This window comes from Rhodopseudomonas sp. BR0C11, from assembly GCF_010820945.1.
Lineage (GTDB): Bacteria > Pseudomonadota > Alphaproteobacteria > Rhizobiales > Xanthobacteraceae > Rhodopseudomonas > Rhodopseudomonas palustris_H.
Genome location: NZ_QTKI01000082.1, coordinates 1 through 14,532 on the forward strand (window position 1 = coordinate 1; position 14,532 = coordinate 14,532).

Genomic DNA, 14,532 nt, shown 5'->3' on the forward strand with positions numbered 1-14,532 from the left:
GTCTATGTGCTGGCACTCCGCGTTGGGCTGGGGCTCGGCTGGATGTTCGTGGTCGCGGCCGAGTTCATGGGCGCCTCGGAGGGGCTCGGCTTCCTGCTGATCGACGGGCAACAGCTCGGCAAGCCGGCGCAGATCGTCGCAGCGATCGTGATCTTCGCATTGCTCGGCAAGACCACCGACTGGCTGATCGAGATCGCCACCCTGCCCCTGCTGCGCTGGCAGGATGCGTTCGACCGGCACGACGGAGAAACCTGATGCTGGTGCTCGACGGCGTCGACAAGACCTACCCCGCCGGCGTTCACGCCCTGCAATCGTTCTTCGCGAGGATCAATCTCGGCGAGATCGTCGCGGTGATCGGCGGCTCGGGCTGCGGCAAGTCGACTTTGCTGCGGGCGATCGCCGGTCTCGATCGGGCGAGCGCCGGCACCATCGTGCTGGACGGTGAAATCATCACGGCGCCGCATCCCAAGATCGGCATCATTTTTCAGGAACCACGGCTGCTGCCGTGGCTGAGCGTCGCCGACAATATCGGCTTTGGTCTTGAACGGCTGCCGCGACCGGACCGTCACGCGCGCGTCGCCGCCGCGCTTGCCCGAGTGGGACTGGCCGACAAGGCGAAAGCCTGGCCGCGCGAACTGTCCGGCGGTCAAGCCCAGCGCGTAGCAATCGCACGGGCGCTGGTGCCGCAGCCGGAAGTCATTCTGCTCGACGAGCCGTTCTCGGCACTCGACGCTTTCACCCGCACCGATCTGCAGGATCACCTGCTCGATCTGTGGGCAGATACGCGGCCGACGCTGATCCTGGTGACCCACGACGTCGAGGAAGCCGTGGTGCTCGCCGACCGTGTCCTGGTGATGCGGCCGAGGCCTGGACGATTATTTGAAGAAATCCGAACCGATCTGCCGCGTCCACGCGACCGCACCTCGGCGACTTTCGAAGACGTCAAGCACGCCGTCCTGCATTCGCTCGATCGGTCGCTGCAGCGCACCGGACGCCGGGACGACGATTTGCTCGTCGAAGGCGCCGGGATATAATTCATCAAAACAGGGAGGAGCGACCAAATGGATGCGCTGGAATTGCGCGCGCTGCAGGCGCCGATCAAGGACCGCTATAAGGCCAATCCGGCCACCGCGCTGATCACCCTGAAAGCCAAAGGCGCGATCGACGCCGACGGCATCAGTTGCAAGGTCGAAACTGGCAAGGCCTTGGCAACGGCCGGCCTGCATCCGGCGACCGGCGGCTCTGGGCTTGAACTGTGTTCGGGAGACATGTTGCTCGAGGCACTCGTCGCGTGTGCCGGCGTCACCCTGAAGTCGGTTGCGACCGCGATCGAAGTGCCGCTCTCGCGGGGCGACGTGGTCGCTGAAGGCGATCTGGATTTTCGCGGCACGCTCGGCGTCGACAAGGAGGCACCGGTCGGCTTCCGCGAGATCCGGCTGCGATTTGACGTCGAGACGGACGCGCCGCAGGACAAGCTTGATCTGCTCTTGAAGCTGACCGAGCGTTATTGCGTGGTGTATCAGACCATCAAGAACGGCCCGAAGGTGTCCGTGTCGCTGCATCGCGTCTAATCGATATGCTCACGCCGTCAGGACAAAACCGATGATCACCGCCATTGTGCGCTATCGCCTGCCCGCGCATATCGACCGGGCCGCCTGCCGAAATCATTTCGAAGCGATCGCTCCGGGTTTCCGGTCTGTGAAGGGGCTGCTCAGCAAGCACTTCATCTGGAGCGAGCGCGGCGTCGCCGGCGGTGTGTATCAATGGGCGAGCCAGGCGGACGCCGAGGCGTTCTACTCCGGCCCCTGGCGCGACGGCATCGTTCAGCGCTACGGCATGGAGCCGGAGATCGAGTTCTTCACGGTGTTTGCCAAGACCGACAACGAAGCCGGCACTGTCACCGTCGTCGAAGCGGCCCAGCCGGCTTGACCTCCGCTCCGGAATGAGATGCGCGGCCGTCAGCACCCGCGAGGCTCCACGATTACCGAGCCTCTTCCGGCGCCAACAGCTAGCTCGCCCTCGATTGACGAAGTTCAAGCACTTCGCTGCCCGCGAATAAGGTCGGACGCCTTTTCACCGATCATCACCGCGGGCGCATTCGTGTTGCCGGACACCAGCGTCGGCATCACGGAGCAATCGGCGACACGCAATCCTTCGATGCCACGGACCCGCAGCTGTGGGTCGAGAACCGGGCCGATCGCGCAGGTTCCGGCTGGATGAAACAGCGTCTGCCCCTTCTGACGCGCGTGCGCCGAAAGTGCGTCGTCGGTGGTGGCGCCAGCTCCCGGCAGATACTCCTCGACGATAAAGTCCGCGAGCGGCTTCTCGCTTGCGATGGTCCGTGCCAGACGCAAACCATCAATGACAGCGCGGCGATCCGTTTCGGTTGCCAAATAGTTTGCTCGGATGCGCGGCGACTGCCGCGGATCAGGGGCAGCGATCAGCACGCTGCCGCGACTTTCGGGGCGCAGCTGGCACACGTTCGCGGTGAAGCCTGAAAACGCATGGAGCTGGTCCGCCGAGCTCTCGGCGCTGAACATCATGAAATGATACTGGATATCCGGACGCGTCAGCTCCGCACGTGTCCGCGCAAACAGCCCGACCTGGCAGGCGCTGATCGTCATCGGACCAGACCGGTTCAGCAGATATCGCGCCCCCATCCATAGCTTGCGCACCGGATTGCGGACGATATCGTTCAGTGTCAGCGGATGGGCTGCCTTCCAGACGATGCGAACCTGGAGGTGATCCTGCAGATTGGCGCCGACGGCAGGCAAGTCCAGCACCGGTTCGATAGCGACGTTCGCCAGATGTGCGGCAGGCCCGATGCCCGACAGTTGCAGCAGCTGTGGCGAATTGACTGCGCCCCCACACAGAATCACCTCGGATCGCGCACGCAGGACCCGCCGTTCGCCGCCACGTAGATATTCCACACCGACAGCTCGGCCGCCCTCGATCACGACACGGCTGACCAGCGCCTCGGTCTCGACGCGCAGATTTGCGCGCCGCAGTGCCGGCCGCAGAAACGCCACCGCGCTGGAGCAGCGGCGACCGTCACGGGTCGTCAGTTGCACGTAGCCGACGCCATCCTGGGACTCGCCGTTAAAATCCAGATTGGCCGGTACGCCGGAAGAGTTGGCGGCGTCGATGAAGGCCTGGCAGATCGGATTGCGCTCGCTGAGGTCGGCGACCGCCAGCGGCCCGCCTACGCCATGATACGCATCAGCGCCGCGGACCTGATCCTCCGAGCGCTTGAAGTACGGGAGGACATCAGACCAGCCCCACCCAGACGCGCCGGCGGCTACCCAGCCGTCATAATCGTCAGGGTGCCCCCGCATGTAGACAAGGCCGTTGATGCTACTGGTCCCACCGAGCACCTTGCCGCGCGGCCAGAAGATTCGCCGCCCGTCCATCGTCGGCTCCGGCTCGGTCTCGTAGCACCAGTTGATGTCGGGATTTCGGATCGTCTTGGCATAACCGATCGGAATGTGAATCCACGGGTTGGAATCGCGGGGGCCCGCCTCCAAAAGTGCGACCGAGGTGGCAGGGTCCTCACTGAGGCGATTGGCGAGGACACATCCCGATGAGCCTGCTCCCACGATGATGAAATCGACTGTCTCGGTCGTATTGGCGCGTGTCATCGGAGTCCGTCGGAAAGCGCTTGTCAGCAAGCGGATAAAGAACGGTGCGCGGATTGCTCGAAATCAATTCGGATGTCAATCGAGCGATGATCGCGGGGACTCAGTATGGACCTCAGCGCTTTACCGTGAGCCAGCAACTTCGCCTACGCCTCGACCAACTGTCGAAATGAATTTCTGCAAAAGCACTCGCCCGCGTGCTCCTCATCGTTTTGTTTGCCGGATAGTTGATAATGCTGACCGACTTGGTCAGCATCGCGTTCACTCGGTGATCGCGACGACCGTGTCGTGGACACCGCCCTTCAGGACTGATTCCAAAACGTCAGAGGTCGTTTGATGTCGATTGGCATGTCGCGTCGCCGTTTGTTGCAAGCCAGCGCGGGTCTTGGGTTCTCCGGGTTGCTGGGCTCAGCAAGCGCACGAGCCGCGGCCCCAACCGATCTCTCCGGGGTCACGCTGCGGATTGCCTTCTACAAGGGGCTGCACAAGACCTTGCTGGAAACGGCAGGCCTCGCCGCAACACCCTACAAGATCGATTGGAAGGAGTTCAACTCCGGCGTCCAGCACATCGAAGGCATCAACGTCGACGCGCTCGACCTGGGTTCGGGCAGCGAAACCTCGGCGGCGTTCGGGGTAAAGTCCAAAGCACGCGTGAAATTCATCGCGGTGTATCGCGAGGATCTCAACAATCAGGGCACGTTCGTTCAGAAAGATTCGGACATCCATCGCGTGGCCGACCTCAAGGGGAAGCGCGTCGGCTACGTTCGGGGGACGACGTCTCACTATTATCTCTACAAGCAGCTGGCTGAAGCCGGTCTGTCCTTTGGCGACATCAAGGCGACCCACCTTGCGCCCACCGACGGCCTGTCTGCCTTCGCCCGTGATGATCTCGATGCATGGGCGATCTGGGGTTACAATGGCCAGCTCGCCCGCTCCAAATACGGGGCCCGTACTCTGAAGACAGGCGTCGGCTATCTTTCAGGAAACTTTCTGATCTCGGCCAATCCTTCCGCGATCGACGACCCGCTGCGGCACGCTGCGCTTGCAGACTTTCTCCTGCGGCTGCAGAAGGCCTATGCCTGGAGCAATGCGAACTACCCGACCTATGCGGAAGCCCAGTCGCGCGATACCGGGGTTCCGGTCGAGGCCATTCTCGACCTGTTCAACAATCGCAGCCAGGATTACAGCCTGATCGCCAACAATGATGCAGCGGTTCAAAGCCATCAGGAAGTCGCTGACGTGTTCACCAAGATTGGTGTGTTCGACGCACCGGTAGACGTCAAGCCGTTCTGGGACCGCAGCTTCGACCAGGCATTGGCCTGACCAACGAACCACCTGACGAATGCAGCAAACGCCGCGACGTCGACGCCGTCGCCGCTCCTGGAGAGTTCACCCATCTCCCTGCTGATCGTCAGCGAGATGCCCACCGATTGTTCGGACGGCAACGTCGTGATGATGGACGGTCAGTCCCGCGTGGCGCTCCCTACGCTTGATCCGACGCCGGCACGATCGCCTCCAGCAACGTCAGACCGCCACGAGAGCCGCCGAAACCACTTGTTAGGCTCAAGCGGCGGGTCGGCGCGGCGCATTCGATCAACGGGACTGCGAGGCGGTCAGCGACCGCTCGCTCCAGGGAGCTGCCGAACACGATCTCCCCACTACTGCTCCCGATAAGTGTAGCGATCTCGTCGTCGTCTTCGCTGTAGTGAACGAGGGGCAGTTCATCCTCGAGCGTGCTGCGATGCTCCGCGGGCGGATTGTCGGTGACGACGATCGCGGCCGGCGACCAACCGAGGGTGCGGCTGAGAAACCGAACGATGCCTCCCGCGAGCAGGCTCGGCAAAGCAACGGCAAAGCTGCGGGCACCGCCTTGTCGATAGAGCGTCTCCAGCAGCCGGTCGATGAAATACGCCTCGCGCTTCCGTTCGCGATCGATGAAGAGCCGCGCCGCGGCATCGTCCACCTCACCGGCGGCAGCGACGATCCTTTCCAGCAGTGCGCCTGTCGCCGCGGCGCCAACGGGCAATCCCGCGCTTTCGATCCAGGGAATGCCGAAGCGGTCATCAAGCGCACGGACCGCCGCCCCGCCCCAGGGCGACAACGAGACGCTTAGTTCGGCCTGTGCGGTCGACCGCAGGCTCGATAGCCCCCCGAACGGACCGAATATCGGGTTCGGGATCAGGCCGACACCGGCGATCAGCCGAGACAGCTCCTCGATCTCCGCCAGCCACGTTGCATCCTGATGCGGGACGGGACCGAGAATGTTCACCAGGCCGGCTCGGGTCACTCCCGGAGCGACCGTTCGCTCAACAGCCGCCTGCAGGAACGATTGATAGCCATGATAGGCCGAGCCGCGAAATCCAGCGGTCGCCAGGTCGAGCACCTCGTCCCCGGCGTCCCGCGCCTCTTGCGCCATCGCCTCGACGTCGTCGCCGATCATCTCGGCCGGACACCCTGTCAGAACCACGGTGATTTCGCTCGACACCACGCCGCGCGTATTCTTGATCTGCTCGCGCAGCCGCGACGCGCCGCCAAAAACGATGTGCTTCTCCGACAGATTGGACGTCGGCCACGACACGCCGCAACCGCCGACATCCTGCCACAGCCCGGCTTGCACACCGCAGCCGGGCGTCGCATGGACGAGCGGAGTCACGCCATCGATCGCGGTTGCGGCGTAAAGCGCGCCATGCAGCGCGCATCCGGCGCGTGGTCGCATCAGATGCGCCGCCATCATCTCACCTCACGCTTGATGTGCCAGTCAGGGCTGCGCTTTAGCCAACCTGCACGATACGCGGACGTCCCGAGCCCGGCCGTAAAACCATTCTGCCGTGCGGCCAGCGCCCGGCCGATGCGGGTTGCAAGCTTTGTCTCTCCGGCCGCCCCGAGCAAATCGTCGCCTTCGATTGCGACCGCGGTAATCCCGGCGCGGGTCGCAGTCGCCGCGACAGCCGGCGTTCCGATCAGCAGGTCCGGCTCGATCTTGCCGAGCCAGTTCACCAGTTCGAAGGCCTGCCCTGCTCCGACATGCAAGGCCACGGTCGCCGCATTGGTCAGGGCCTTGAGCTCCTCGACATGAAGGCTGTCGATCCAGTCGACGCTGATCCCGGCAATCCGACCGCCGAACTGCACCACAAGCTCAGCGATCGCCAACGCCTGAGATGGCGGCAGCGCAATCACCACACGGCGGTCCTCCAGCAGGTCGGCGCTGACGCGATCGTCGATCCTGATCGGCAGCGGTCGCTCGGTCGCCTCGGCGACGGCTTCGACAAACCGCCGCGCACCCAAGGCGCCGATCGGCGGCGGCAGATGCAGGAACGGCACCCGGTGAAGCCGGTCGAGTTCGCGGCGGAGCACGTCGGACTCGTCCTGAAACACCGCGACGCTGAGGACCGCCTGCGCCGCCTTGGCGAACGCTTCCTGGCCGGCGCCGGCCGGCATCAGATTGACCTCGAGCCCAAGCCCGGCGAGCTGTTGCGCCACAGCAGTGAGGCCAGGGCCCCGCTCAAAAGCCAGCAGATTGATCAGGTCGCGCCTACGGCCGTGCTGCGGCGGCACCAGGGACGCCAGAGCCGCGCTCGCAATATCGTAGCCGGTGGCACCGATCCGCGAACGGAATCCATCCGTGCGCAGCTCGACCACCGGGACGCCGAGTTCATCACTCAGCTCTTGAGCCACCGCCTGAATGTCGTCGTTATTGATCGCAACGACAGGCGTTGCCACCACGACAATTCCCCAGGGGTGATGACGTTGATACAGCCGACGCAGCGTCCGAGCGAGATTTCCGTCAGCGCCGAGAATGGTGTCGCGCTGATCGAGGTTGGTGACCGCCCATGGACGGCCCGGGCGGCTGCGCACCAGCGCGCCGGCGCAGCCCCGCGCACCGTGGACGACGATCCCCAGCCCTTCCACGTCTGCCAGAACCCGCAATGCGATCGACACATCGTCGCTAGCAACCTGGGAGAACGTGCGAATCCGCGACGCAGGTGGCCCAGCTTCGAGTTCAGCGATCAAGGACGCGATGTCGCCCAAATAGGCACTGACGCCATTGAGCCTCCGCTCCCGGGTCGGCGGCTGAAGTGACTTCTCCACCTCACACCACCTCGACGAGCCGACGCTCCGCCGCGCCGCCGAACACACGGTCACCCCATTGTTTGGCCCATTGCTTCAACGCTGGGGCGTTGAGAGGCTTGGGGATCGACACCGGATGATCGCCTGCGATGTGCCGCGCGAGCTGACGGTACACGTCAGCCTGCTCTGAAGTCGGTGCCGCTTCGATCACGGTCTGGCCGTACAGTTCGCTCTGTGCCACCGTCAGCGAGCGCGGCACGTAGCCCACGACGTTCGTTCCTGTTCGCGAAGCAAAATCGTCGATCAGCACGCTCGCGTAAGGCGTCTGGATGCTGTTGGCGATCACGCCGCCAAGCCGTGCGCCGCCCGAAGGCGCGTATTTGCTGATCGCCTTGAACAAATTGTTGGCCGCGAAGATCGCCATGAAATCCGACGACGTCACGACGAAGGCGGATTCGGCGATGCCATTGCGGATCGGCACCGCGAAGCCGCCGCACACGACGTCGCCGAGCACATCGTACAACACGTAATCCGGCTTGAATTCCTCGAACAGTTTCAGTTCATGCAGCAAATCGACCGCGGCGTTGATGCCGCGCCCCGCGCAGCCCACTCCAGGCACCGGCCCGCCGGCCTCGATGCAGAGCACACCGCCGAACCCGATCGCTGACACGTCCGCGATGGTCGGCCGGCCACTATCCCGCAGGCTGTCCAGCACGGTCGGTAGATCCTCGCCTCCCCGCAGGATCGTCGTCGAGTCGCTCTTCGGATCGCAGCCGATCTGAATCACGCGATGCCCCGCCTCCGCCAGCGCCGCGCTGATGTTCGACGTCGTGGTCGACTTGCCGATGCCTCCCTTGCCATAGATGGCGATGTGCTTGGGCTTATTGGTGCTCACGAAAAACCCCGTTGTGCTCGGCGGTGAAGAGGTGACGACGCACTCACTCGGCGGGTTCGAGCTGCCTGGCAGTGCCGAAAATCGGCAACGTCTCGTCCTCGATCCGGTAGATGTCGTGCTGCAATGTGTCGGACGAGGCGTTGCTGTCGAACACGTGCTGGTAGGTGATTCCGTTCTTCTTCCAGATCGCGACCAGTTTGTGCGCGAGGTCGAGGTACCAGCCCGGCTCCGGACAACGGTGGCCTTCGAGCTCCGAGCCGGGGTTCGGACACCAAACAGCAAACGTCCCGACCACACCCTTGGACGCCAGATACTCCAGCCCGGCCAGCGTACTGCGCTTCGGCTCGATTCCGGCGACGATGTTGGAGCGCACTCTTCCGTGACCGAACACGGTGACAGCATATTCGAGCGCCTTGACCCAGTGCTCCCAACCGCCACCGCCGCGCGCCTTGCCGGGGCAGATCGCATCATAGATCCCCTTGTCCCAAATCTCGATGTTCATGGCCGTGGTGCGATAGCCGGCCTCCTTGAAACGATCGAGATTGCGCAGATCGAGCGGCGCAGCAATCGTCGCGGTGCCGTTGAAATCGTCGAGCCCGGTGTGCTGCTGAATGGCTTCCGCGACGTCAAGGTAGTATTCGAGTTCACGGCGCTCAGGGATCACGCCACCGCTGACCGTCAGGTGATCGATCGCACCGTCGTTGTAGGCGCGCGCCGCCGTCTCGCCGATCTGCCTCGCGTTCTTCCAGAACACCCCACCTTTGTCGCCGTACACGTCCTTGGTGTAATTGATGTTGCAGAACAGGCAGTCTTCGCCCTTGTCCTTGTACGAGCACTCGTTGCTATAGACCACGAACAGGTGCCGATCGGCGTAGTGCGCACCAATCTGCGCCATCTCGATCCCATCCGACGTCTTGGCGCCATAGAATGCCGGACGCTCACGAAATCGGATCTCGGCGATCACCTCACTGCCATCGATCAGCACCGTCCGATCGCCGAGCAGATCGACCCTATAGCCCGATTTCGGATTCCAGCGGAACGGGACGCTCAGCCCGAGCGGCAGATAAAAATGCGACGGCAGCTCGACCGTGTGGGTTTCGAAATCCATCTCGAACAGGCAATGCACCTGCTCCTGGACCTTGATGCCGGGCTGGACGAAATCGAGTGCCTCGCCGCTGATTGCAACGCCGTTGATGCCAAGTTCTGCCTTGAGCGCCAGTTCGCGCCAAAGTCCTTCCTTCAACTCGCTCACTGTCGGCATATACATCTCATCCGTGATTGCGCCACGGCACCGGAGGCCATCAGGCGGTCCGCAAATCATCCTCGAACCTTATCCCGCCGACAATTCTGAAGATGACGCCGTTTAGAGGTTGTTTATGACGGACCTGATCGGCTCAGCAGAACAGGTGATCTAACAAGGTAACTAATTGCAGATAGCTCTCGGCGCTCATCACCCGTCGGCGGTCTAGACCTGCGTTGTGACTGGCTTGTCTCGGGAGGAACGGCCGCGACTAAGTTCCCTCTCCTGGGCATCAACTGCGATCGTTTGCACGAGAACAACCATTCCACGTTCGGCCCAAACAGAGGATTTTACCTCCGCTTGCGCCTCCGTCTGAGCACGGGCGTTGCTATTTTTCGCAACGGCTCGACACCGCCTCCCTGGCCTCCCATCATTCCTCGCGACGAACCAACAACGAGGGAGGCCAGATGCAGCGCCGACAATTTCTCCAGCTATCCGCCGGAGCCGCTCTGCTGCCGATTCTGTCGCACTCAGCCGCGGCCGAGCCGCTGACCGAGATCCGCATCGGCTATCAGAAGAACGGCGTGCTGGTGATCGCGCGGCAGCGGCGGACGCTGGAAGATCACTTCGCCGGACAGAATATCGGCATCAAATGGCTGGAATTTTCTTCCGGCCCCCCGATGCTCGAGGCGATGAACGTCGGCAGCATTCACTACGGCGCCGTCGGGGACTCGCCCCCGATCTTTGCCCAGGCTGCTGGAGCTGCAATCGTCTACGCGGCCGGTCAGCCGATTACCAACGGTCAGGGCATCCTGGTTCCGAAGTATTCGCCGATCCGCAGTCTCGCCGACCTCAAGGGCAAGCGCATCGGCTTCACAAAGGGATCGAGCGCCCACAACGTCGTCCTGCTGGCGCTCAAGAAGGCCGGCCTGACCTATGGCGACATCACGCCGGTGTACTTGTCCCCGCCCGACGCCGGGCCCGCGTTCGCGCAAGGCAGCATCGATGCCTGGTCGATCTGGGATCCATATTTCGCGATCGGCGAGCTGAAGCAGAACGGGCGCGTGCTGGTCAATGCATCCGAGGTCGGCCGGACCAACTCGTTCTACATCGCCAACCGTGAATTCGCTCAACGCAATGCGTTGATCCTCAAGCAGATCATCGACGTCACCAGCGCGACCGCGCGATGGGCTGAGGATCATCGCGGCGACGTCGCTCAGTCCCTCAGTGCGGTCACAGGCATCCCGCTCGACATCCAGACGATCGCCGCGAACCGCTCGTCGTTTGTGGTTGGGCCGGTGTCGGACGAGATCGTCTCGACCCAGCAGGACGTCGCCGACCGTTTCCATCAGCTTGGCCTGATTCCCCGCCCGATCGTGGTGCGCGATGCGGTTTGGCGGCCGCCACAGGCTTGAGCCGGCAAACGCAAAAAGACAGGACAATCCAGGAGCACGGCGCATGACAGCCCCCCAGACAACATCTTCCAACTTCCTTTGGTTTCTTCCGACCCACGGCGACGGTCACTATCTCGGAACATCGAATGGTGGCCGTGACGTCAACTTCGGCTATCTCCGGCAAATCGCACAAGCGGCCGATCAACTCGGCTATTTCGGCGTGCTGCTCCCCACCGGACGGAGCTGCGAGGATTCCTGGGTGGTGGCCTCGGCGGTGGCGCCTTGGACCGAGAGGCTGCGTTACCTGGTCGCCGTCCGCCCCGGCCTGCAGTCGCCGAGCGTCGCAGCCCGGATGACTGCGACGCTGGACCGCTTGATTGGCGGCCGGCTTCTCGTCAACGTCGTCACCGGCGGCGATCCGGTCGAGAACAAGGGCGACGGCGTATTCTTGTCGCACGACGAGCGCTACGAGGTCACCCGCGAATTCCTCAACGTCTATTCGGACCTGTTGTCCGGCAAGACCGTCAACGTCGCCGGAAAGCACATCACGATCGAGGATGGACGGCTGCTGTTTCCGCCGGTGCAAAGCCCGCGCCCGCCGCTGTATTTCGGAGGGTCATCGGACGCCGGCATCGACGTCGCAGCCGACACGGTCGACAAATATCTCACCTGGGGCGAGCCGCCCGCGCAGGTCGCCGAGAAGGTCAATCGCGTCCGGGCGGTGGCGGAGCCGCGCGGGCGCAAGCTGTCGTTCGGCATCCGCTTGCACGTGATCGTTCGCGAGACCAATGAAGCTGCCTGGGCCGCAGCAGACGATCTGATCCGCTACGTCACCGACGACACCATCGCCGCCGCGCAGAAGGTGTTCGCCCGGATGGACTCGGTCGGTCAGCAGCGGATGTCCGAGCTGCACGGCGGCCGCCGCGACAAGCTGGAGATCAGCCCCAATCTTTGGGCCGGCGTCGGTCTGGTGCGGGGCGGCGCTGGCACCGCGCTGGTCGGCGATCCGCAGACCGTGGCCGCACGGATCAAGGAATACCAGGACGTCGGCATCGACACCTTCATTCTGTCCGGATACCCGCATCTCGAAGAAGCCTATCGGTTTGCCGAGCTCGTCTTTCCGCTGGTGAAGCCACAGCACGCGGGCAATGTCACACCGCTGCGCGCCAACACCGGCCCGTTCGGCGAGACCATCGCCAATGAGCATCTGCCGAACGCCAAGCAGGTGGCCAAACCATGAGCCTCGTCGAAACCCTCGCCCGACCGCGCGCGTGGCGACTGCCGCGACCGGACGGGCTGATCCAATGGATCGTGCCGCTGCTGATCATCCTGGTCTGGCAAGCGGCCTGCAGCCTCGGATTTGTATCGGCGCGTGTGCTGCCGGCGCCGAGCGACGTCCTGGTCGCCGGCTGGAAATTGCTGCAGTCCGGCGAACTCGTCCGCAATATCTGGGTCAGCTTCTGGCGCGCCTCGGTCGGCTTCGCCATCGGCGGCAGCATCGGCTTTGCGTTTGGTCTCGCCAACGGCCTGTCCAGCCTCAGTGCCAAGCTGTCGGACACCACGTTGCAGATGGTCCGCAACGTGCCGCACCTGGCGCTGATCCCGCTGGTGATCCTGTGGTTCGGGATCGACGAGGAGGCCAAGCTGTTCCTGGTCGCGCTCGGCGTGTTCTTCCCGATCTATCTGAACACCCTGCACGGCATCCGCAGCGTCGATCCGCAACTGATCGAGATGGGGCGGATCTACGGCATGAGCAACGTAGAACTGTTCCGCCGCGTGATCTTTCCGGGTGCGCTGCCCTCCGTGTTCGTCGGCGTCCGTTTCGCGCTCGGCATCATGTGGCTGACCCTGATCGTGGCCGAGACCATCGCTGCCTCGTCGGGCCTCGGCTACATGGCTATGCAGGCGCGCGAATTCATGCTGATCGACGTGGTCGTTCTATCGATCCTGATCTACGCCCTGCTCGGCAAACTCGCCGACAGCGCCTCCCGTCTACTCGAACGGCAGACGCTGTCGTGGCACCCGGCATTCCAGCGCTCTTGAGGGGATGATGATGGAAGCGCTTCAATTCCTTCTGGCCGCCCCGCCCGGCGCTTACGATCCGGTCGCCCGCACCATCGAGGACGAACCTCGCCCCTCGCAGCCTCCGACAAGCGCGCTCGCGCTCGACATTCGCGGTTTGCGCAAATCCTTTGGCGACAACGACGTGCTTCGCGGCATCGACCTGCATATCCCGGCCGGCCAGTTCGTCACCATTGTCGGCCGCAGCGGCTGCGGCAAGAGCACGCTGCTGCGACTGATCGCCGGGCTCGAAACTCCGAGTGCAGGCCACATCGTGTTCGGCGAAGACAAACTGCCGGGCGACGTCCGCGTCATGTTCCAGGAGCCGCGCCTGCTGCCGTGGGCACGGGTCCTCGCCAATGTGGAGGTCGGTCTCGGCACCGAGCGCAACTCCCCGGATGCCCGGGCGCGCGCCGATGCGGCCCTGATCGAGGTCGGTCTCGATGACAAGCGCGGGGAATGGCCGGCGGTGCTCTCCGGAGGTCAAAAGCAGCGCGTCGCATTGGCCCGCGCCCTGGTCAGCCGGCCGCGCGTGCTCGCCTTCGACGAGCCGCTCGGCGCTCTGGACGCGCTGACGCGCATCGCCATGCAGCGTCTGCTCGAACAGGTGTGGCAGGCCCAGGGGTTTACCGCCATCCTGGTGACCCACGACGTCGCCGAGGCGGTTGCCCTCGCCGATCGCGTGCTGGTGATCGAGGACGGCCGCATCGCCAAGGATCTGCCGATCGATCTGCCGCGCCCCCGCCAACGCGGCTCTGCCGAGCTCGCCGCCCTCGAAGGTGAGATCCTACGAGATCTGCTGAAGGGCGCGGAGGACACATTCGAGCTGTGAGGCTGCTGCCATGACGCTTGCCATCGAGGACCGTCTTCGTTCCGCTTCGCCGGCTGACTTCGCCCATGCGATGCGGCAGCTCGCGAGCGGCGTCAACGTCATCACCGCCGGCAAAGGCAGCGCCCGAGTCGGCATGACCGCCACGGCGGTGACCTCGCTGTCCGCGACGCCGCCGACATTGATCGTCTGTCTCAACCAGAAATCGTCCGCGGGCCCGCTGATCGCTTGCAGTCACGCCTTCGCGGTCAACATCCTCGCTGCCGACCAGATCGAAATCGGCGAACGCTTCGCCGGCAAGGGCGGCCTGAAGGGCGCTGCGCGGTTAGCCGGCGGTACGTGGAATACGGGTATCTCGGGCGCCCCCGTTCTGGCCGGCGCACTCGCGACCATCGAATGCGAGCTCGATG

At 63.8% G+C, this 14,532-nt stretch carries 14 protein-coding genes and 1 pseudogene; 10 read left to right on the plus strand and 5 right to left on the minus strand.

The window, feature by feature from the left end; all coding sequences use genetic code 11:
- The 4 genes and pseudogenes from DYI24_RS09185 to DYI24_RS09200 all read left to right on the plus strand — a co-directional run.
- Window positions 1-255 (plus strand): annotated as a pseudogene (locus DYI24_RS09185) (ABC transporter permease); the annotation flags it as partial.
- The gene (locus DYI24_RS09190) at window positions 255-1,034 is read left to right on the plus strand and encodes an ABC transporter ATP-binding protein (protein ID WP_164572065.1); all 780 of its coding nucleotides are present in this window, start codon (window positions 255-257) and stop codon (window positions 1,032-1,034) included. The pseudogene DYI24_RS09185 and the gene DYI24_RS09190, both read left to right, overlap by 1 nt.
- A 27-nt stretch (window positions 1,035-1,061) precedes the next feature.
- A complete protein-coding gene (locus DYI24_RS09195; RefSeq protein WP_164572066.1) occupies window positions 1,062-1,571 on the plus strand; it encodes an OsmC family protein in 510 nt (169 codons plus the stop codon).
- Between the two features lie 31 nt (window positions 1,572-1,602).
- A complete protein-coding gene (locus DYI24_RS09200; RefSeq protein ID WP_164572067.1) occupies window positions 1,603-1,929 on the plus strand; it encodes a YdhR family protein in 327 nt (108 codons plus the stop codon).
- A gap of 104 nt (window positions 1,930-2,033) precedes the next feature.
- Here the strand turns inward: DYI24_RS09200 and DYI24_RS09205 are convergent, their stop codons facing one another.
- Complete coding sequence (locus tag DYI24_RS09205; protein WP_164572068.1) at window positions 2,034-3,638, minus strand: GMC family oxidoreductase; 1,605 nt, start codon at window positions 3,636-3,638, stop codon at window positions 2,034-2,036.
- A gap of 333 nt (window positions 3,639-3,971) precedes the next feature.
- Between DYI24_RS09205 and DYI24_RS09210 the strand changes: the two genes are divergently transcribed.
- On the plus strand, window positions 3,972-4,958 hold the full coding sequence (locus DYI24_RS09210; protein ID WP_164572069.1) for an ABC transporter substrate-binding protein: 987 nt from the start codon (window positions 3,972-3,974) through the stop codon (window positions 4,956-4,958).
- A 160-nt stretch (window positions 4,959-5,118) separates the two neighbouring features.
- Here the strand turns inward: DYI24_RS09210 and DYI24_RS09215 are convergent, their stop codons facing one another.
- From DYI24_RS09215 to DYI24_RS09230, 4 genes are read right to left on the minus strand one after another with little or no spacing between them, the layout of a single operon-like run.
- A complete protein-coding gene (locus DYI24_RS09215) occupies window positions 5,119-6,366 on the minus strand; it encodes a nitrogenase component 1 (protein ID WP_164572070.1) in 1,248 nt (415 codons plus the stop codon).
- On the minus strand, window positions 6,366-7,778 hold the full coding sequence (locus DYI24_RS09220) for a nitrogenase component 1 (protein ID WP_349627756.1): 1,413 nt from the start codon (window positions 7,776-7,778) through the stop codon (window positions 6,366-6,368). Before DYI24_RS09220 ends, DYI24_RS09215 begins: the two co-directional genes overlap by 1 nt.
- Window positions 7,726-8,598: a nucleotide-binding protein gene (locus DYI24_RS09225; protein WP_164572072.1), complete on the minus strand. Its 873-nt coding sequence runs from the start codon at window positions 8,596-8,598 to the stop codon at window positions 7,726-7,728. The genes DYI24_RS09220 and DYI24_RS09225 overlap by 53 nt, the downstream gene beginning before the upstream one ends.
- Window positions 8,599-8,641: 43 nt before the next feature.
- Entirely contained in the window at window positions 8,642-9,859 is a 1,218-nt protein-coding gene (locus DYI24_RS09230; RefSeq protein ID WP_164572073.1) for a radical SAM protein, read from the minus strand.
- Window positions 9,860-10,305: 446 nt separating this feature from the next.
- Here DYI24_RS09230 and DYI24_RS09235 point away from each other — a divergent pair, with 446 nt between their 5' ends.
- The 5 genes from DYI24_RS09235 to DYI24_RS09255 form a co-directional block, all read left to right on the plus strand.
- Window positions 10,306-11,253 carry a sulfonate ABC transporter substrate-binding protein gene (locus DYI24_RS09235; RefSeq protein WP_164572074.1) on the plus strand — a complete coding sequence of 316 codons (948 nt, stop codon included), beginning with the start codon at window positions 10,306-10,308 and terminating at the stop codon, window positions 11,251-11,253.
- Window positions 11,254-11,296: 43 nt separating this feature from the next.
- Complete coding sequence (gene ssuD, locus DYI24_RS09240; protein WP_164572075.1) at window positions 11,297-12,472, plus strand: FMNH2-dependent alkanesulfonate monooxygenase; 1,176 nt, start codon at window positions 11,297-11,299, stop codon at window positions 12,470-12,472.
- Window positions 12,469-13,275, plus strand: coding sequence for an aliphatic sulfonate ABC transporter permease SsuC (gene ssuC, locus DYI24_RS09245; protein ID WP_107355463.1), 807 nt, complete (start codon window positions 12,469-12,471; stop codon window positions 13,273-13,275). The genes ssuD and ssuC overlap by 4 nt, the downstream gene beginning before the upstream one ends.
- Window positions 13,276-13,279: 4 nt before the next feature.
- The gene (locus tag DYI24_RS09250; protein ID WP_107344294.1) at window positions 13,280-14,125 is read left to right on the plus strand and encodes an ATP-binding cassette domain-containing protein; all 846 of its coding nucleotides are present in this window, start codon (window positions 13,280-13,282) and stop codon (window positions 14,123-14,125) included.
- 10 nt (window positions 14,126-14,135) lie between these two features.
- The coding region (locus DYI24_RS09255; protein WP_164572076.1) for a flavin reductase family protein at window positions 14,136-14,532 on the plus strand (397 nt) is incomplete at its 3' end.